The sequence below is a fragment of the Pseudomonas sp. NFACC41-3 genome, from assembly GCF_900109505.1.
In the GTDB taxonomy this organism is placed as follows: Bacteria; Pseudomonadota; Gammaproteobacteria; order Pseudomonadales; family Pseudomonadaceae; genus Aquipseudomonas; species Aquipseudomonas chlororaphis.
The window spans coordinates 588,136-605,602 of sequence record NZ_FOAE01000001.1 but is presented as its reverse complement, the minus strand read 5'-3'; the positions used below and the strand labels follow the sequence as shown (position 1 = coordinate 605,602).

The following is a 17,467-nucleotide window of genomic DNA, read 5'->3' as shown; positions in this document are numbered from 1 at the left end:
CTCCTTTGCGTGGTTGAACAGAGAGAGGCAACGCTCAGAACGTCACCCCGGCAATCAAAGCGATGTTGCAATAAGGTTGACACTCCCCCGTACGAACGATTGCCCGCGCCTGGCGGCTGAGCACCTTGAACTCATCGTGGCTCAACAGCTTGCGCGCGCCCAGCGCCCCCTCGGCGCTCAACGCCTCGAGCGCTTGCAGGGTCGGGGATTGTCGATCCAGGATCTCCTGCGCCAGCACATGGCCTTCCACCTGCATCTCGCAAAGCACCACCTGCAAGGTGCTGAGAAAATCCGGAATACCCTGGGTCAGGGCCAGGTCGATCAACTCGACGCCCGGCGGCACCGGCAGGCCGACATCGCCGATGACCACGATATCGCCGTGCCCCAGGGAGGCAATCAGTCGCGACAGGGCGACATTGAGCAAGGGTGTTTTTTTCATGCGGGAGAGAACGCCTGTACGTCGGACAACGTGGGAATGGAAGGTTGCGCACCTGGGCGGGTCACCGACAGCGCTGCCGCGACCTGACCGAAACGAATCGCCTCGGCCTCGCTCTTGCCGGCGGCCAGGGCGGCGGCAAAACCACCGACGAAGGTATCGCCGGCGGCCGTAGTGTCGACCGCCTTGACCTTGGGCGCCGGAAAATGCTCGAAGCTCGTGCCATTGGCGAACAGCGAGCCCTGGGCGCCGAGCGTGATGATGACCTTGCCGGCCCCGGCGGCGATCAAGCGGGCGGCCGCGGCTTCGGCGCTCGCCAGGGAATCCACCGGCAAGCCGCTGAGGGCCGCGGCCTCGCTTTCGTTGGGAATCAGATAGTCGATGGACGCGTACCAATCCGCCGGCAGAGGGCCACTGGCCGGCGCGGGATTGAGGATCACTGTCTTGCCCAGTTCACGGCCGCGCTTGAGGCTATGCCCCACCGTGGGCAGCGGCACTTCGAGCTGGCAGATGATCACGTCGGCCGCCTGCAGCACCTTGTCGAAGCCGCTGACCACTTCTGGCGTGAGCTGACCGTTGCTACCGGCCACGATCACGATTGCGTTCTGGCTGCTGTCGTCCACCACGATCAAGGCGACGCCACTGGAGCCGGCGACAGCGGTGACGGCCTGGCAATCGATCCGTTCGGCGAGCAACGCCGAGCGCAATTGCTCGCCGTAGGTATCATCACCGACGCAACCGACCATCGACACCTGCGCGCCCAGGCGGGCTGCCGCTACCGCCTGATTCGCCCCCTTGCCACCGGAAACCGTGGCGAACGACTGGCCGATCAGGGTTTCACCGGCACGCGGCAACCGCTCGGCCCGGGTGACCAGGTCCATATTGAGGCTGCCTACTACCACTACTTTTGCTGGCATACATCGATACTCACAATTCGATTCAACGGTACTCGGCGAATGCGCCGGCCACGGGCGCCGTCGACTCGCGCAGGACAATGCTTGGGGTGACGATACGCTGGTCAGTCGGCAATCCTGGGGTGGCAATGCGGCGCAACAACAGCTCCGCCGCCTGCTCGCCCAGCTGCAGGATCGACTGACCAACTGTAGTCAGCGCCGGATACACATAACGGCTCATCTGGATGTCGTCGAAGCCGATCACCGACAGTTCGCTCGGCACCCGGATATTGCGCTCCGCCGCCGCGCGCAGCACACCGATGCCCATCATGTCGTTGCTGGCAAAAATCGCGCTGGGCGGGTTGAGCTCCAGCAGTTGGGCCGCCGCGTGATAACCGCCGGTGCTGGTGAAGTCGCTCTGCAGGATGCGCTCCGCAGGCACCTCCACGCCGTTTTCGCGCAACGCCCGCTGGAACCCCGCCAGACGCAATTGCGCCACGCTGGTGTAGTCCGGGCCGCCGATGCAGGCGATATCGCGATGGCCCAACTCGAGCAGATGACGGGTCGCCAGATACGCACCGTATTCGTGGTCGATACGCACCAGGTCCGCATCCACCCCTTCCAGCCCGCGGTCGACGATCACCATCGGCGTGCGCACGGCGGCCAGGCCCTTGGCCAGCCCGCCGTCGCCACCGGCCGAGGTCACGATCAGGCCGTCGATGCGTTTTTCCAACAGCACCCGCAGGTAGCTGCGCTGTTTTTCCGGGTCGTCGTCGGAGTTGCAGAGAATCACGCAGTAGCCGTTACGCTCGCAATAATCCTCGATCCCCCGGGCCAGCTCGGCGAAATACGGGTTGAGGCTGTTGGGCACCAACAGGCCGATGGTCGCCGTGGTCTTGGCCTTCAGCGAGCGCGCCACGGCGCTGGGCACGTAGTCGAGCTGCTGGATCGCCGCCTCGACCTTGATCCGCACTTCCTCGCTGACCGGACGCGTCTTGTTCAGCACGTGGGAAACCGTGGTGTAGGAAATCCCTGCGAGCGCCGCCACATCTTTGATCGTTGCCATGACTCAGCTCCGCCGGCTTGCGCGCTGGCTGCGATAAGTATCCAGCACCACCGCAATCACGATGACCGCGCCGGTGATGATGCGTTTGGTCGGCTCGGTCGCGCCGATCTGCGCCAGCCCCGCGGCCAGCACCGAGATAATCAACACCCCGAAAAAGGTGCTGATCACCGATCCGCGTCCGCCCATCAGGCTGGTGCCGCCGATCACCACGGCCGCGATCACTTGCAGCTCCAGGCCGGAGCCGGCATTCGGGTCCGCGGCCTCCAGGCGGGAAATCTGGAACAGCGCGGCGATGCCCGCCAGCAGCCCCATCAGGCTGAACACCAGGATCTTGTAGGGCTTGGGATTGATGCCCGCCAGGCGCACCGCTTCTTCGTTGGTGCCGATGCCGATCAGGTAGCGGCCGAACACCGTGCGCGTCAGCACCGCCTGGGCGATGAAGATGATCAGCAAGGCGATGATGAACGATGGCGAGATACCGAAGGCGATCGGGTTCGACAACCAGGCGAAGGCATCACCGATATAGGCCGTGCGCGATCCGGTCATCTGGTAAGCCACGCCGCGCGCCATTTCCAGCACGCCGAGGGAGACGATGAACGAAGGAATGCGCCAGGCCACGGTGATCGAGCCGGTGATGGTCCCGGCCAATGCCGCGCAACCCATGCCCAGCAATGCCGCCGGAACCACGCTCCAGCCCCAGCCGAGAATCGCCACGCTGACGGTGGAGGCCGCCAGGGCCAGCACCGAGCCGACGGACAAATCGATGCCGCCGATGATCAGGACAAAGGTCATACCCACCGCCAGCACCATCAGGTCCGGGATCTGGTTGGCCAGGGTGCTGAAGGTGTCGTAGGAAAGAAAGTGGCTGCTCAGTGTCGAGAACAGCGCAATCATTGCCAGCAAGGCACCGGCCAGCCCCAGGTAGGTGCCCAGGCCGTAATAGTTGCCGCCACGTTTGCCGGCCGAAGATGCAGTTTTCATGGGAGGTCCCTAGGCGCCGCTTCGTTGAGCAACGCATCACGTTTTTGATAGCCGGCGAAAGCGGCGGCAAGCAGTTCATCCTGGGTCCAGCTGTCGCGCTCGAAGGTCTCGATCAGGCGCCCGGCGGACAGCACGCCAATCCGGTCGCAGATCAGCATCAGCTCCCGCAGGTCGCTGGAGACCACCACCAGCGCCTTGCCCTGGCGGGTCAGTTCGCCAAGCAGGCCATAAATATCGAATTTGGCGCCGACATCGATGCCCCGGGTCGGCTCGTCGAACAGCAGCACCGCGCAATCGCGCTCCAGCCAGCGGCCGATGACTACCTTCTGCTGATTGCCCCCTGACAGTTCGGATACCAGCTGCGCGGGCCCCGAACTGCGAATGCGCATGGCATCGATTTGCCGCTGCGCCAATGCCGATTCGTCACGACCATTGACCAGGCCGCCACTGGAGATCTCCGGCATGTTGCCCAGGGCGATATTGGCGCTGATGGATTGCGTCAGCAGCAGGCCTTCACCCTTGCGGTCCTCGGTAATCAGGGCAATGCCGTGGGCCACTGCATCGACCGGCGAACGGATATTCGCCACCTGCGCCGGAGAACCCAGGGCCACCGTGCCGCTGTGAGCCTTGTCAGCGCCGAAGATCAGTCGCAACAGTTCGGTGCGCCCCGCCCCGATCAACCCGGAAATACCGAAGATCTCACCGCTGCGCACCTCGAAAGACACGTCCAGAACCTTGTCGGAACGACTCAGGCCGCTGACCGTCAGGGCCGGCGCGCCAATCTTGCGCGGGCCGAGATCGATGTGTTCGCCCAGCTCGCGCCCTACCATCAGGTTGACCAGTTGCTCGCTGTTGTAATTGGCCATCGGCTCGACACAGACCAGGCAACCGTCGCGCAGCACCGCAATGCGCTGCGCGACCCGGGCCAGCTCTTCCAGGCGATGGGAGATATAGATGATGGCCACGCCACGGGCCTGTAGACGAGTGATCTGTTCGAAGAGCAACTCGACTTCGCGGGCCGTGAGCATCGCGGTCGGCTCGTCGAGGATCAGCACATGGCAGTCGCCGATCAGGTTGCGCGCGATCTCTACCATCTGCTGGTGGCCAATCCCCAGTTCGCCGACCAGGGTATCGGGGTCGATCGCCTCCAGGCCGACCTGGGCCATGGCTTCGATCGCCGCCTTGCGCAACTGCTTGCGACTGATCCAGCCACCACGGCTGGGCAGGTTATCGAGGAACAGATTCTCGGCCACCGACAGGGTCGGCAACAGGTTGAGTTCCTGCATGACCATGCGGATGCCCAGCTCTTCGGCCTGGGTGCGACTGCCGGGACGGTAAGCCTGACCGTTGAAGCGCATCTCGCCGGTGGTCGGGGTCACCAGGCCACCAATGATTTTCGACAAGGTGCTTTTGCCCGCGCCGTTTTCCCCGGTCAGCGCCAGCACTTCCCCACGCATCAGCGTCAGGTCGATGCCGGTCAATACCGGTTGCGCATAGGTCTTGCCGATACCGCTGACCGAAAGGACAGCGTTCACAGCGGAAACTGACATAAGAAACTCTCCATGCGCCCGCCTGTTCAGGCGGGCGCCGTTGCGCCGCCAGAAAGATTACTGGGTGACCAGCTCAACCGGAGTTTCGATCACGCCATTGGCGCCACCGTCCACCTTCTCGCCCTTGAGGATCTTCAGCGCCGTCTCGATACCGAAGACCGCCTGCTTGGCGGCGAACTGGTCGGCGGTCGCCAGCACGCGACCGTCCTTGAGCATCGGCTTGATGGCATTGATGTTGTCGTAGCCGACCACCTTGACCTTGCCGGCCTTGCCCGCCGCGCGCACCGCCGAGACGGCACCGACGGCCATGCTGTCGTTGCCGGCCAGCAGCGCCTTGAGGTTCGGGTATTCGCTGAGCATGGCGGCGGCGACGCGGTTGCCGGCATCGATTTCCCAATCACCGGATTGCAGCGAGACCACCTTGATCTGCGCGGCCTCCATCGCATCCTTGAAGCCTGCGGTGCGCTGCTGGGCGTTGGTGGTGGTCGACACGCCTTCGATGATGCCGACTTCGTCCCCGGCCTTCAGATCCTTGGCCAGGTACTCGCCCACCAGACGCGCGCCCTTGCGGTTGTCGGGGCCGACAAAAGGCACGCTGATGTTTTTGCTTTTGAGTACGGCCGGATCCAGCTGGTTGTCGATGTTGATCACGGTGATACCGGCGTCCACCGCCTTCTTGATCACCGGCACCATGGCCTTGGAGTCCGCCGGGGCGATCACCAGCGCGTTGACCTTGGAAACGATCATCTGCTCGACGATACGGATCTGGTTGGCGGTGTCGGTTTCATCCTTGATGCCGTTGGAAACCAGGTCGAAATCGGCGGCATGGTCTTTTTGATACGCCTTGGCGCCGTCTTCCATGGTGAGGAAAAACTCGTTGGCCAGGGATTTCATGACCAGGGCGACCTTGGGTTTTTCCGGGGTCTCGGCGAATGCCGAAGAAAGGGGAAGCGTAGCGGATGCGGCAGCCAGAACAGCGACAGCGAGAAGACGTCCAGCGAATGGCAGCTTCATGGGTTCACTCCGATCTTATGATTATTGTGAGCAACGCTTGCGCCGGAGTACGCTCGACGACCTTCAGACCCGATTAACGCGGCTTGAAGCGAACCTGAGAGGTGTATGACTTTTATCGCCCAGGGCCTGCGCAAACGTTTGCGTAAAACGAACTATGCGAACCCTGCCGCTATTTGTCAACGGGCAAACCAAGCCCATGAGCCGCCCGGAACGCCAGGACAGGCGCCCCGTACGACATCACACAATCATGCGGTGGTACTGACCAGTGCGCCTGACGAAGCGTCCTTGCTCAGTTCCTTGACCAGCTTCCCCACCACTTCCTGCAATGCACCGCTGGTATCGGCGAGCTGGCCTTGAATCGCCATCACGACCGTCGCTTTGGCTTCCGGGGTCGGGTAGCTCGCCGCCTGGGCAGCAGCCAACTGCTGCTGTTGCTCCTGCAATTGGGCCTGCAGTTCTTTCATGCGCTTGAGCAGCATTTTCACCACCAGGCTTTGATTATCCCCTTCAGAGCCTTGGGTCTCTGCCTTCTCGGCCTCGGAAGCGGATGCCACTCGCAGCTTGCCCTCTTCATCGATCCCCAGGGCTTGCGCAGCGCTATCGGCGGCACCCTGGCTCAGAGCCTCGATAGTGGCCGGTGATTTACCGTTGATGGTGATGGCCCCGGCAGCGGGAAAACCGACAGAAATAGACATGTGAGCTCCATAAAGAAACGATCCTTGAAGGGCATCGGCTGCAAGGGCCTTCTCTTTAATTCAGCCTTTTCCTCAGGCTAACCAGAACTGTCGGACAACCGAACGTAAATCTTCCGAGCATTCGGAAAACCGGACAACGAAACGGCCACCGAATCCGATAACTAAAAATAAGTTGATATAAATCATTAAGTTAAAAGAGTTTTGCGACCAAAGTCCGACTGGTACAGATCCTGCTGTTCCCTTTCGCCCGCGGCATTCAGATCTGTCTCGGGTGTATCTAGATGAACCTGCACCAGCACCGTCTCACTACTAGAGAGAAAATAATGAAATCTGCTTTCAACACCCTTGTTCCGGGCGCTTTGGCCCTCCTCTTGCTCCTTCCGACTGCATTGCAGGCCAAGGAAGTCGAAACCCAACAGAAGCTGGCCAACGTGGTCGTACTCGCTACCGGCGGCACCATTGCCGGCGCTGGCGCCAGTGCCGCCAACAGCGCCACCTACCAGGCCGCCAAAGTCGGCATCGAGCAGTTGATCGCCGGGATCCCCGAGCTGAGCCAGGTCGCCAATGTGCGCGGCGAACAGGTCATGCAGATCGCCTCTGAAAGCATCACCAACGAAAACCTGCTGCAACTGGGCCGCCGCGTCGCCGAACTGGCCGACAGCAAGGACGTCGATGGCATCGTCATCACCCACGGCACCGACACCCTGGAAGAAACCGCGTACTTCCTGAACCTGGTGGAAAAGACCGACAAGCCCATCGTAGTGGTCGGCTCCATGCGTCCGGGCACCGCCATGTCCGCCGACGGCATGCTCAACCTGTACAACGCCGTCGCCGTCGCCGGCAGCAAGGAAGCCCATGGCAAGGGCGTGCTGGTCACCATGAACGACGAGATCCAGTCGGGTCGCGACGTCAGCAAAATGATCAATATCAAGACCGAAGCCTTCAAGAGCCCATGGGGCCCGCTGGGCATGGTGGTGGAAGGCAAATCCTACTGGTTCCGCCTGCCGGCCAAGCGTCACACCCTGGATTCGGAATTCGACATCAAGACCATCAAGAGCCTGCCTGACGTCGAAATCGCCTATGGCTATGGCAACGTCAGCGACACCGCCTACAAGGCCCTGGCCCAGTCCGGCGCCAAAGCCATCATCCACGCCGGTACCGGCAATGGCTCGGTGTCTTCCCGCGTAGTGCCGGCCCTGCAGGAGCTGCGCAAGAATGGCGTACAGATCATCCGTTCGTCCCACGTCAATGCCGGCGGCTTCGTACTGCGCAACGCGGAACAGCCTGACGACAAATACGACTGGGTCGTGGCCAACGACCTGAACCCGCAGAAAGCCCGCATCCTGGCCATGGTCGCCCTGACCAAGACCCAGGACAGCAAGGAACTGCAGCGGATGTTCTGGGAATACTGATTGGCCCGCCCGACCTGCTCTGGTCGGGCACCGCTCTACCCCGCACTCGCCCGCCCTGGGCGAGTGCTCCGCCCCGGTTGGCCTGCCCTCTTCTTTATCCCGCAGATAAAAAACTCATTCGTTTTGCAGTAATCCGCGGATATTGCTGTCAGAAGAACCTCTTGAATTTTAAGCGGTTGCGAAATTTCCTACAGTAAAATACTGTACGCGCATACAGCCTAATAAGGAATGTTCCGTGCCCGCCGCAGCACCACCAAGCTCTTATGAACGCCTCGGTTTGCGCGTTCAGAAAATCATCAACTCGCCCAACGCACAAAAAGCCAAGGCCGCCCTGATCTTCCGTCAGCCCGACGAAGCGGTCGACGAGTGGGAGCGCCTGCTCGAAGAAATCGCCGAAAACGACAACGTCACCCTCGCCTATCGCGATGACGGCGGTGTGCAGATTTTCTGGGTCGTGCCGAAGGAAGACTGAGTCGATGATTGCCCGCTGTTTTGCTGTACTGCTGTTTTGCGTTGCCCTGAATGCCCACGCCGATGCGCCCCGTACCTTCAACGAAGCGAAGAAAATCGCCTGGAAGCTGTACGCCCCGCAATCCACCGAGTTCTACTGTGGCTGCAAGTACAGCGGCAATCGGGTCAATCTCGCCGCCTGCGGCTATGTCCCCCGCAAAAACGCCAATCGCGCCGCGCGCATCGAATGGGAGCACATCGTTCCCGCCTGGCAGATCGGCCATCAGCGTCAATGCTGGCAGCAAGGCGGGCGCAAGAACTGCACACGCCACGACCCGATTTATCAACGCGCCGAAGCCGATCTGCACAACCTGGTGCCGAGCATCGGCGAGGTCAATGGCGACCGTAACAACTTCAGCTTCGGCTGGCTGCCGGCGCGGTCCGGCCAGTACGGTTCGTGCCTGACTCAGGTCGACTTCAAGGCCAAGAAGGTCATGCCGCGCCCGTCCATTCGCGGCATGATCGCCCGAACCTATTTCTATATGAGCAAGCAGTACAACCTGCGCCTGTCGAAACAGGATCGCCAGTTGTACGAAGCCTGGAACAAGACCTATCCGGTACAACCCTGGGAGCGCCAGCGCAATCAGAGCGTGGCTTGTGTGATGGGGCGTGGCAACGAGTTCGTCGGCCCGGTCAACCTGAAGGCCTGCGGCTGATATCCGTCCGGGTTGCCGATTAACGTCTGGGGCATGGATGGCCCCCTCAAGGATGATTGAGCGCCGGCAAGACTGGCCTTGACCCGGCACCCAAAAGAACAGCTTATTGCGCGACGCGGTGCTCGATCACCTGCGGCTCGATATTGCGCTTCTTGGCCTTGGTCAGCTTCTCGACCAGCTCGGTTTTCTTGGCTTCGGCTTCGGCCTGGGAATCGAACGGGCCGATCAGCACCCGATCCTTGCCATCTTCGACGACAACATAGGAAATGATCCCGTGTTCGATCAGCCAGCCGGCCAGATCGCTCGTCGCCTGAGGCAGGGTGCCGGCGACCAGCACATCCCATTGCGGTTTCGTGGCGGCCTGCGGCGGCTGTGCCTGGACAACCGGCGCCACCTTCTTGTCCTCCTCGACATGCTTGCCTTCACCGCATCCCGCCAATGCCAGGACCGCTATCATCATCGCTACTGTGCGCACAACCTACCCCTTGAAAGTCTGAGGCGGCGATTTTAGCACCCCAATCCCCTGTACAAACGCCACAAAATCAGCGCGAAACAAGGAGAATGATATTTATCGCCTCTGTATAGTTGCACCTCGGGAATTAATACAGCGTCTGCGCGTCAGAAAGAGGCACCCACACAGTGGTACTTCGCAGTAATCTATACGCACTACTACCGACATCTGCACTGTCTGAATCAGGTGCCCTACTAAGCAATCAAGGAGAAGATCATGCTGATACTCACCCGCAAGGTCGGTGAAAGCATAAATATCGGTGACGACATCACGATCACCATTCTGGGCGTTAGCGGCCAGCAAGTCCGGATCGGCATCAATGCCCCGAAAGACGTCGCAGTCCATCGCGAAGAAATCTACCAACGGATCCAAGCCGGCCTCACCGCCCCGGACAAACGCGAAACACCTTGAGCGTCATGAGCAGCCAGCCCTTTGTCTCATCACAATGGCTGGCGCAGCGTCATCGTTGATTGATTCCCCGCAGCACCCTCCCCCTCTTCAAATGGCAGCGGCGCAGTTCAGGCCGCCAGCGCCAGCCCTGGCAAAAGTGCACTACCCAAGCCCTTCACTGATAGCGCTCCATCCCGGCAATCGGTCGATACGACTCGGCCGGGAGAAAGCCCTCCCTCGTTTTTGTATAAATACTCAGTAGCGTGGCAATGAGCAGGAGGAGTAATTTCAAAACCTATCGCCTCCGCGAACCCGCCGAGGCTCCCCCCTTGCCATCGGCAGATGCTTTACGAACAAGGAGTGGTCATATGCAAGAGTTCGCTTACCTTCTGATCACCAACGACCTGAATGCGATACGGACCATTGCCGCCTGCTCGACGGAGGGGCTCTACGAAGTCAAACGCGGAATATTCACCTTCCGCTCCGAGGCCAACGTCGACTACCTGCACCGCGTGCTGGCTATCGTCAGCGACGAGTTCGGCATCATTCCCGTGCAGCAGGCCGAGTTCAAAACCAACCGAGCCACCATTAGCAAGGCTTTCAGCCAACTCTGCTAGGGCGCGCGGTGCTCGATGACGCGCAACAGCCCGCAGCAAGCCCGAGGACACGCGACTCCTCACCTCATGACTGGTTGAGCATGACCCCACGCGCCATGCCACTGGCCGCCACTACTATCAGCACAATCAGCAGCGCCTGCAGGTGGCTGATGCGCGCAAACAGCGTGGCGCGGCCGGTATCGATCGACGCCCCGCGCCCCAGGGCGATTCGCCATCTGATCAGCACAACCATTGGCCATATTTCGAGCAACAGGATGATGACGAACAAGGTCATCTTGATATGAAACAGCGGCTGGTGCAGGTAGTAATCCGTGCCTTTTTCGTAACCAGCGAAGGCGCGCAGCAAGCCGGTGATCAACAACACCGCGGCGGCCAGCCCCCAGCCATTGTCGGCCAGCAGAGCCCGGCGCACATCCGCCCCCTCGGTGACCACGCGGCGCAACGCTGTACCGCGATTGAGCACCGCCGCAAAGGCGACAGCAAAGGCCAACAGGTGTACGGCCGCGAGAAACCAGTGCATGAGCATCGCTCCACTCTCCATTGACGGATGACAAAAAACGGCCTGTGAGTATTAGCCCATAACCCGCAGCTTTGCCTTGCCCGACACCCAATAAAAAAGGCGCCCGTCATCGGGGCGCCTCTGTACTGCGCCTAGCCGCGTTCACGCACGACGCTGAACCGCCACCTTGGCCCAAAGGGTGAAGGCGACATCCGGAGTCCAGCCGGCATTCGAGGTGTGCTCTTGAAAGCACAGATACAGATTGCCCTGATAAGTCACACCATCATCTTTGCGATAGTGATGATTCAACTGCCATTCCGGGTATTGCGGGTCAGGCACCCCGCCGGCGGTCTTGATGTTCAGGTTGGTACTGGGCAGCGACTGATTGCCCTGGGCGTCCGTGGCGCTGACAAAGTAGCTGTACAGCGTATCGGTTTTCAGCCCCTCGTCCTTCAAGGTCAGCGAGGCCGTCTGGGCCACCGGCTTGCCATCGCGAAACAGGGTGTAGAACTCGATTGGACGAACACCGTGGGCAGCACTCCAGCTCAAGGTCACGCTGTTCTCTGTCTGCGCGGGGGAAAACAGGTTGCCCGGCGCCGAAGGTCGCTCCTCGCCGCTGCCGCCATGGATCAGCGGCGCATAACGATCACGGAACTCCCAGTTGTAACGGACGCCGTACTTGTTGAGGCCGTCATCCCAATTGACCGACCAGGTCATCAGGCCCTTGATCGACAATCCGGCATGATCCAGACGCTTGAAGGCATTGCTCACTGCCGCAGGGTCGATGACATACCCGGTTGCTGCCGCGTCGACGTTGGCCGGCAGACCGATCACGAACTTGTCGGCAGGGATGGCGATATAGCCACGCGTACCGGTGACCAGGCTCTCGGTCAGATAAAACAGAAAGTCTTCCTTCAGTGCATCGTTGTTCTGGGCAATCCAGGCACCCTGCCCGCCGTTGGCTTCCTGGACCCACAGACCGTCGCCGCCCTGGTTGTAGTATTGCGGCGCGATGAAATCGTAGTAGCCATCCAGCGCCTGGATATAACCGACGTATTTGCCGCCGGTGGCGAGGTAGGGAAACTCCGGCGCCATGCTGATGATGAAATGCTTGCCCTCGCCTGCGTAGTGATCCTTCACCAGCTTGAGCGCCGCCGGCAGCACGATCTTGTTGTCGGCAAAATCGATGGCACTCTGCTCGAGGTCGATGTCCAGCCCGTCGAAACCATAGGTTTCCACCAGACGGATGATTTCGTGGGCCAACGCTTGCTCGTTGCCCTTGTGCAACTCGATATGAGCGTCCGCACCGCCAAGGGAAATCAACACCGCCCGCCCCTGGCTGTTGAGCACGCCAACCTGGCGCCGGAACTCCTCGTCCGACAGGTTGTAGGGCTTGAAGGTGGGAATGCCGTTGCCCTTCATGAAGGCTACCGCCACCACGTTGTATTCCTTGGGTACATCGACCAGGTCGAGGTTGGCGAACTGCCCCTGCTGGTAGCCGTCACTGGGGCCAGCCGGCCAGTTGTGCCAGAAGCCCATGAGAATCTTCTTGCCTGCGATCGACGGCATCAACGATGCCGAATCATTCGCCTGAGTTTTTACCGCTGCAAAGTTGATCTTGTTCACGTTCTAATCCTTCAGAACCATTTAAAGAGAATGACAACTTCTGCTGTTATTCGAAGTCGACTATTTGAAGTCGACGTCGAACGCCTGATAGAACGCATTGCCAGTGTTGGCGACAATCCACGCCAGCACAATCACGTGATGGCCTTTCTTGTTCTTGGGCAGTGTCACCTGATGTTCGACCTTGGCCTTCATTTCATCGCCGTGCTGGTCATACGGAACTTGTGTATAGAAGTCCTTGAAGAAAGCCTGCGGCTCCAGTTGCGCACGACTGATACGCTGTTTCGGGTCCCAGCCATCTTTGGTGATGAACCAGCTGTAACCGCGGGTCACATGAGGAGCGGTGTACTCCCACTTGACCTGGAACACCTGCCCCGGATCGACGTTGAGCAACGGCCAGGAGAACGAACGCCCAAGCTTCTTCGACATTTCTTCATTGGTGAAGTTGAGGCAGTCACGCTCGTCGGTCTTGCCGCCGCTGAGGATATACCCATCAGCCGGTGGCACAACGCTGGCGACGTCGCTCTCGTATGGCTTCTGAAAAGGTCCGCCCACCAGGGCCGGGAAATTTTTACCGCCTTCCATCTCATTGACCTGCCAGGTGCCGAGCAGCCCCAGCTCGACGGCGACAGCGCCACGGCTGGAGGGGGATACGACACGCCCGTGTTTCGGTTGAACTAATGGCTTATTCATTATTGTTCACTCCTTTGATTAAATAAATCTCCTTCTTGAGGAGAACTTTTAAACTAGTCCAAACCAGTGTTTTGTCTACTGATTCGCGCATACAAAATGCCGAGCAAATTGTCGCACCTCAACAAAGCCGGGACATCAACCAATAATTACAGCGCAAACCTACAGGGAGAAAGGCAAATAACTTACACAAGCAACTAAATGAATATTCAACTAGCCTCTTGTCAACCAACCCTTCAGGAAAAACAATGGAGATATTCAATAAACCATAAACCCGGCAAGAGCCGGGTTCATGATCCGTTTACTGGATAGCGTTCAAAAAGGAATTACAGGCAAGTCGCCAATGCGGCCAGTCTACGCTTGGCGACCCAGTTGTCCTGGACCGCGTAATAATTGACGGTGGTACCCGAAGCCTGCCCCCGAATATCGGCAAAGGACTCCGCCGAACGGGTATAGACCGTGTATCCACCCACCTTGGCAGATTCCAGATAGGCCGACGCATCCACACCGAACACAGCTTCGTCCTGCCAGGCAAACTGCACACACTGCGCCACGATTTGCTCCGCCTTGGCCGACGAGAGCACCTTGTAGGGGCTCTTCGAACGTGCCTCATTCATCGCCGAGCCGGCACACCCCGCCAGCAACGCCACGACCATTACCGCCATCAACACCCGCATCACGCTACCTCGCCGTAAAAACGCGACTGTATCACTCACATGACAAGCCATTGGCACTCGGCTGCGAGAAAACCACTCGCAGACCATTTCGCTCACTGGCCGGAAAAACAAAAACCCGCGCAAGGCGGGCTTCTTCATGAATCGATAACATCTCGGTTAAAGGCGGCGTAAAAACGAGCTCACAATACTCTTGGTGGCAGCCGTTGCATCCAGCTCACGGGCAGCCCCATAGGCATGCCAAGCAATGGCTGCAATTTCATTCAAGGGCCGGGCATCCTCGGCATTGGCCACGGCAACCTCGAATACGTGATGCCGTACATTGCCGGCGTCGAACTCCAGGATGTAAAGAGGCTCACTGGCATCCAGCCCTGTCTCTTCCCGCAACTCACGTATCGCGGCAGCAGCGGGAGACTCCCCAGGCTCGACCTTGCCGCCCGGTAAAGACCATTTTGCGCGATCCTTGCGGACAAAAAGAATTTGCCCTCCGTGCGCACAAATTACCGTCGCTCTACTCTTCATACCTGCACCCTACCCGACCACATCCTGCCCGTATTGCGCAGGGAACGTGCATACAGACCGAAAACCGACTTAAAAGTGTCACAAAAATGTCATGAAATGCATAAGCATTAAGGATGCCAAAAAGACAACGGCATAACCTGGAACAAAACCCATCCATACAGACGGAGACATTCACTTCAAATAAAAACTGCATGCATCTCTATAGGTATCCGTGCACTCCAGGATTGTTGATGAGGAGAAGTCTCGAGACTCTTTCCATGACAACGAGCTTCCAATCCACATGACCTGTTTGTAATGACCGCCGAGATCAAGATGCATATTCAAATATCGGCCACCGGAGGTCACATAGATACAGCTATTTATAAAACCAACTTTATCGACACCTTGGTGAGTCAATACAAAATAGCTTTTCTCGAAGTTGGTAACAGCTTCCATGGCACCGTCAACCAGCACACCTGTCCATTCAACACCCTCACTTTTAGCTGGCGCGCTAAAAATCCCCATCACGCCCTTGATATCTCGCGGCGAAGGACATGATTCCTGATCACCCGGCCAGTCAGGGATATTGAGGTCATTGCTACCAGGCGCAGCATGCACGAATGTAAATAGCTGCGAACACAGCAACACCCAACCCAACAATCTAGACACGTTCCATTCCTTCGTAAATATCAGAAGGAAGGTTCTATCAACTAGAACAACTTTAGAATGTAGGACGATTCCTAAAATATTAGTTTTTTCTCTTAAGCCCAGCAGTCTCTCCATCGAAGCGCCTGCTCTTGGCAGTCAGTTGCAAAGTGCAGTCACAACGACGCCCCTGACTAAAGCGTGCTATCCATCTGGACCAGGCCTGCCTCCAACGCCGCGAAAATCTCCAGCTTGAAGTCATCGGTGGACCTTGAAAGAACACTATCAGGAAGGGCATGCCGAAAAAGAGATCGTGTACCTGGAAGCAGGTGCCGACTTGGCCTTTTGAGTGGCGGCTTCGCAAAGGTTTTGAAAACCGCGGACAACAAAAAAGGGCCCACCTTTCGGTGGGCCCTTCTAGACCGCCCAGCAGAGCGGATTTTGTTTGGTAGGCGCGATTGGACTCGAACCAACGACCCCCACCATGTCAAGGTGGTGCTCTAACCAACTGAGCTACGTGCCTGCTGTGAGGCGGCATTCTACGGAATTCCGGAGGGGTGTCAACACCTTTTTTGCAGCTAACCCTCTGAATATGCGAATTTTTATTTTTTGAGCCTGCCAAGAAGATTTTTCGATGGCTGGTAGGCGTTTTTCAACTCAGGTAGGATCCACGCAATCGTCAAGAATATTAAACAGAGGTTGCAGGATGGCGAACACACCTTACCCACAGTCGTATTACGCGACGTCAGCCAACGCTGCTCCAGCCCGCCCGCTGCTGCAAGATGATGTGGAAACCGATGTCTGTGTGATCGGTGCTGGCTATACCGGCCTCTCCAGCGCCCTGTTCCTGCTTGAGAATGGTTTTAAAGTCACTGTCCTGGAAGCGGCCAAGGTAGGTTTCGGCGCTTCCGGGCGCAACGGTGGACAGATCGTCAATAGCTATAGCCGTGACATTGATGTGATTGAACGCAGTGTCGGCCCCAAGCAAGCTCAACTGCTTGGCCAGATGGCCTTTGAAGGCGGCAGGATCATCCGTGAGCGGGTCGCCAAGTATCAAATCCAGTGCGACCTGAAGGATGGCGGAGTGTTCGCCGCCATCACCAGCAAGCAGATGGGTCACCTGGAGTCGCAGAAGCGCCTGTGGAAGCGCTACGGCCACACCCAGCTGGAATTGCTGGATCAGCGCCGCATTCGCGAAGTCGTCGCTTGTGACCTGTACCAGGGCGGCATGCTCGACATGAGCGGCGGGCATATCCACCCACTCAATCTGGCACTGGGTGAAGCGGCAGCCGTGGAATCCCTGGGTGGCGTTATCTACGAGCAGTCCCCGGCGGTACGCATCGAACGCGGCGCCAATCCGGTGATACATACCCCTCAAGGCAAGGTCAGGGCCAAGTTCGTCATAGTCGCGGGCAACGCCTACCTGGGCAACCTGGTGCCGGAGCTGGCCGCCAAGTCGATGCCGTGCGGCACCCAGGTCATCACCACTGAACCATTGAGCGATGAGCTAGCAAAAAGTCTGCTTCCCCAGGACTACTGCGTCGAGGACTGCAACTATCTGCTGGATTACTACCGTCTTTCCGCCGACAAGCGCCTTATCTTTGGCGGCGGCGTAGTCTACGGCGCTCGCGACCCGGCAAATATCGAAGCCATCATCCGACCGAAGATGCTCAAGGCCTTCCCGCAACTCAAGGATGTGAAGATCGACTACGCCTGGACCGGCAACTTCCTGCTGACCCTGTCGCGTCTGCCGCAAGTCGGACGCCTGGGCGACAACATCTACTACTCCCAGGGCTGCAGCGGCCATGGCGTCACCTACACCCATCTGGCGGGCAAGGTACTGGCAGAGGCCCTGCGCGGCCAGGCAGAACGTTTTGACGCCTTTGCCGAGCTGCCGCACTACCCCTTCCCTGGCGGCCAGCTGTTGCGCACCCCATTTACCGCAATGGGCGCCTGGTATTACAGCCTGCGGGACAAGCTGGGGTTCTGATAACCCTGCCTCTCTGCAAATAAAAAACCGCCCATAAGGCGGTTTTTTATTTGCAGAGAGGCAATATCGACTGCCTGAGCAGCATCAAAAAAGCCGGATTCCGAAAACAAAAAA

General features: G+C 58.9%; 20 protein-coding genes and 1 tRNA gene. 6 read left to right on the top strand and 15 right to left on the bottom strand.

Annotation, left to right across the window (positions count from 1 at the left end):
* Positions 1-34: 34 nt before the first annotated feature.
* The 7 genes from rbsD to BMY68_RS02745 form a co-directional block, all read right to left on the bottom strand.
* Positions 35-439, bottom strand: a complete 405-nt coding sequence (gene rbsD, locus BMY68_RS02775) for a D-ribose pyranase (protein ID WP_085530343.1) — start codon at positions 437-439, stop codon at positions 35-37.
* Entirely contained in the window at positions 436-1,353 is a 918-nt protein-coding gene (gene rbsK / locus BMY68_RS02770; protein WP_085530342.1) for a ribokinase, read from the bottom strand. Before rbsK ends, rbsD begins: the two co-directional genes overlap by 4 nt.
* Positions 1,354-1,375: 22 nt before the next feature.
* Positions 1,376-2,395 carry a LacI family DNA-binding transcriptional regulator gene (locus BMY68_RS02765; RefSeq protein WP_085530341.1) on the bottom strand — a complete coding sequence of 340 codons (1,020 nt, stop codon included), beginning with the start codon at positions 2,393-2,395 and terminating at the stop codon, positions 1,376-1,378.
* A 3-nt stretch (positions 2,396-2,398) separates the two neighbouring features.
* Complete coding sequence (locus BMY68_RS02760) at positions 2,399-3,376, bottom strand: ABC transporter permease (RefSeq protein WP_053260356.1); 978 nt, start codon at positions 3,374-3,376, stop codon at positions 2,399-2,401.
* Positions 3,373-4,926, bottom strand: a complete 1,554-nt coding sequence (locus tag BMY68_RS02755; protein ID WP_085530340.1) for a sugar ABC transporter ATP-binding protein — start codon at positions 4,924-4,926, stop codon at positions 3,373-3,375. Before BMY68_RS02755 ends, BMY68_RS02760 begins: the two co-directional genes overlap by 4 nt.
* Before the next feature lie 57 nt (positions 4,927-4,983).
* A complete protein-coding gene (locus BMY68_RS02750; protein ID WP_009043052.1) occupies positions 4,984-5,940 on the bottom strand; it encodes a sugar ABC transporter substrate-binding protein in 957 nt (318 codons plus the stop codon).
* Between the two features lie 245 nt (positions 5,941-6,185).
* Positions 6,186-6,635: a hypothetical protein gene (locus BMY68_RS02745; RefSeq protein WP_062823039.1), complete on the bottom strand. Its 450-nt coding sequence runs from the start codon at positions 6,633-6,635 to the stop codon at positions 6,186-6,188.
* A 323-nt stretch (positions 6,636-6,958) separates the two neighbouring features.
* On the opposite strand from BMY68_RS02745, the gene BMY68_RS02740 reads away from it, so the two are divergent.
* The 3 genes from BMY68_RS02740 to BMY68_RS02730 all read left to right on the top strand — a co-directional run bounded on the left by BMY68_RS02740 (position 6,959) and on the right by BMY68_RS02730 (position 9,213).
* Positions 6,959-8,047, top strand: coding sequence for an asparaginase (locus BMY68_RS02740; protein ID WP_062823040.1), 1,089 nt, complete (start codon positions 6,959-6,961; stop codon positions 8,045-8,047).
* Between the two features lie 235 nt (positions 8,048-8,282).
* Positions 8,283-8,519 (top strand): DUF1654 domain-containing protein, encoded by a 237-nt coding sequence (locus BMY68_RS02735; protein WP_007920547.1) that lies wholly within the window; start codon positions 8,283-8,285, stop codon positions 8,517-8,519.
* A gap of 4 nt (positions 8,520-8,523) precedes the next feature.
* Positions 8,524-9,213 (top strand): endonuclease, encoded by a 690-nt coding sequence (locus BMY68_RS02730; protein WP_007920548.1) that lies wholly within the window; start codon positions 8,524-8,526, stop codon positions 9,211-9,213.
* 103 nt (positions 9,214-9,316) lie between these two features.
* Here BMY68_RS02730 and BMY68_RS02725 read toward each other — a convergent pair whose 3' ends face one another.
* Entirely contained in the window at positions 9,317-9,673 is a 357-nt protein-coding gene (locus BMY68_RS02725) for an SPOR domain-containing protein (RefSeq protein ID WP_085530339.1), read from the bottom strand.
* A gap of 267 nt (positions 9,674-9,940) precedes the next feature.
* On the opposite strand from BMY68_RS02725, the gene csrA reads away from it, so the two are divergent.
* Both csrA and BMY68_RS02715 read left to right on the top strand, forming a co-directional pair.
* Positions 9,941-10,135, top strand: a complete 195-nt coding sequence (csrA, locus tag BMY68_RS02720) for a carbon storage regulator CsrA (protein ID WP_007920550.1) — start codon at positions 9,941-9,943, stop codon at positions 10,133-10,135.
* A gap of 347 nt (positions 10,136-10,482) precedes the next feature.
* Positions 10,483-10,731 carry a hypothetical protein gene (locus BMY68_RS02715; RefSeq protein WP_062823043.1) on the top strand — a complete coding sequence of 83 codons (249 nt, stop codon included), beginning with the start codon at positions 10,483-10,485 and terminating at the stop codon, positions 10,729-10,731.
* A 64-nt stretch (positions 10,732-10,795) separates the two neighbouring features.
* Here the strand turns inward: BMY68_RS02715 and BMY68_RS02710 are convergent, their stop codons facing one another.
* From BMY68_RS02710 to BMY68_RS02680, 7 genes are all read right to left on the bottom strand, one after another.
* A complete protein-coding gene (locus BMY68_RS02710; protein ID WP_085530338.1) occupies positions 10,796-11,257 on the bottom strand; it encodes a DUF2214 family protein in 462 nt (153 codons plus the stop codon).
* A gap of 135 nt (positions 11,258-11,392) precedes the next feature.
* Positions 11,393-12,856: a carbohydrate-binding protein gene (locus BMY68_RS02705; RefSeq protein WP_085530337.1), complete on the bottom strand. Its 1,464-nt coding sequence runs from the start codon at positions 12,854-12,856 to the stop codon at positions 11,393-11,395.
* Positions 12,857-12,916: 60 nt separating this feature from the next.
* A complete protein-coding gene (locus BMY68_RS02700; RefSeq protein WP_085530336.1) occupies positions 12,917-13,546 on the bottom strand; it encodes a lytic polysaccharide monooxygenase auxiliary activity family 9 protein in 630 nt (209 codons plus the stop codon).
* Between the two features lie 323 nt (positions 13,547-13,869).
* Positions 13,870-14,220, bottom strand: coding sequence for a hypothetical protein (locus BMY68_RS02695; protein WP_007920558.1), 351 nt, complete (start codon positions 14,218-14,220; stop codon positions 13,870-13,872).
* Positions 14,221-14,376: 156 nt separating this feature from the next.
* Complete coding sequence (locus BMY68_RS02690) at positions 14,377-14,739, bottom strand: NUDIX hydrolase (protein WP_009043045.1); 363 nt, start codon at positions 14,737-14,739, stop codon at positions 14,377-14,379.
* Positions 14,740-14,910: 171 nt separating this feature from the next.
* Positions 14,911-15,387 carry a DUF3757 domain-containing protein gene (locus BMY68_RS02685; protein ID WP_175534803.1) on the bottom strand — a complete coding sequence of 159 codons (477 nt, stop codon included), beginning with the start codon at positions 15,385-15,387 and terminating at the stop codon, positions 14,911-14,913.
* 422 nt (positions 15,388-15,809) lie between these two features.
* A tRNA-Val gene (locus BMY68_RS02680) sits at positions 15,810-15,886 on the bottom strand.
* A gap of 183 nt (positions 15,887-16,069) precedes the next feature.
* Here BMY68_RS02680 and BMY68_RS02675 point away from each other — a divergent pair.
* Positions 16,070-17,353, top strand: a complete 1,284-nt coding sequence (locus tag BMY68_RS02675; protein ID WP_085530335.1) for an NAD(P)/FAD-dependent oxidoreductase — start codon at positions 16,070-16,072, stop codon at positions 17,351-17,353.
* Positions 17,354-17,467: the final 114 nt, after the last annotated feature.

What these genes read in the sequence shown, in the direction of transcription:
- rbsD (WP_085530343.1), bottom strand. Translation starts at nt 439, where the DNA reads ATGAAAAAAACACCCTTGCTCAATGTCGCCCTGTCGCGACTGATTGCC.
- rbsK (WP_085530342.1), bottom strand. Translation starts at nt 1,353, where the DNA reads ATGCCAGCAAAAGTAGTGGTAGTAGGCAGCCTCAATATGGACCTGGTC.
- BMY68_RS02765 (WP_085530341.1), bottom strand. Translation starts at nt 2,395, where the DNA reads ATGGCAACGATCAAAGATGTGGCGGCGCTCGCAGGGATTTCCTACACC.
- BMY68_RS02760 (WP_053260356.1), bottom strand. Translation starts at nt 3,376, where the DNA reads ATGAAAACTGCATCTTCGGCCGGCAAACGTGGCGGCAACTATTACGGC.
- BMY68_RS02755 (WP_085530340.1), bottom strand. Translation starts at nt 4,926, where the DNA reads ATGTCAGTTTCCGCTGTGAACGCTGTCCTTTCGGTCAGCGGTATCGGC.
- BMY68_RS02750 (WP_009043052.1), bottom strand. Translation starts at nt 5,940, where the DNA reads ATGAAGCTGCCATTCGCTGGACGTCTTCTCGCTGTCGCTGTTCTGGCT.
- BMY68_RS02745 (WP_062823039.1), bottom strand. Translation starts at nt 6,635, where the DNA reads ATGTCTATTTCTGTCGGTTTTCCCGCTGCCGGGGCCATCACCATCAAC.
- BMY68_RS02740 (WP_062823040.1), top strand. Translation starts at nt 6,959, where the DNA reads ATGAAATCTGCTTTCAACACCCTTGTTCCGGGCGCTTTGGCCCTCCTC.
- BMY68_RS02730 (WP_007920548.1), top strand. Translation starts at nt 8,524, where the DNA reads ATGATTGCCCGCTGTTTTGCTGTACTGCTGTTTTGCGTTGCCCTGAAT.
- BMY68_RS02725 (WP_085530339.1), bottom strand. Translation starts at nt 9,673, where the DNA reads ATGATGATAGCGGTCCTGGCATTGGCGGGATGCGGTGAAGGCAAGCAT.
- csrA (WP_007920550.1), top strand. Translation starts at nt 9,941, where the DNA reads ATGCTGATACTCACCCGCAAGGTCGGTGAAAGCATAAATATCGGTGAC.
- BMY68_RS02715 (WP_062823043.1), top strand. Translation starts at nt 10,483, where the DNA reads ATGCAAGAGTTCGCTTACCTTCTGATCACCAACGACCTGAATGCGATA.
- BMY68_RS02710 (WP_085530338.1), bottom strand. Translation starts at nt 11,257, where the DNA reads ATGCTCATGCACTGGTTTCTCGCGGCCGTACACCTGTTGGCCTTTGCT.
- BMY68_RS02700 (WP_085530336.1), bottom strand. Translation starts at nt 13,546, where the DNA reads ATGAATAAGCCATTAGTTCAACCGAAACACGGGCGTGTCGTATCCCCC.
- BMY68_RS02695 (WP_007920558.1), bottom strand. Translation starts at nt 14,220, where the DNA reads ATGCGGGTGTTGATGGCGGTAATGGTCGTGGCGTTGCTGGCGGGGTGT.
- BMY68_RS02690 (WP_009043045.1), bottom strand. Translation starts at nt 14,739, where the DNA reads ATGAAGAGTAGAGCGACGGTAATTTGTGCGCACGGAGGGCAAATTCTT.
- BMY68_RS02675 (WP_085530335.1), top strand. Translation starts at nt 16,070, where the DNA reads ATGGCGAACACACCTTACCCACAGTCGTATTACGCGACGTCAGCCAAC.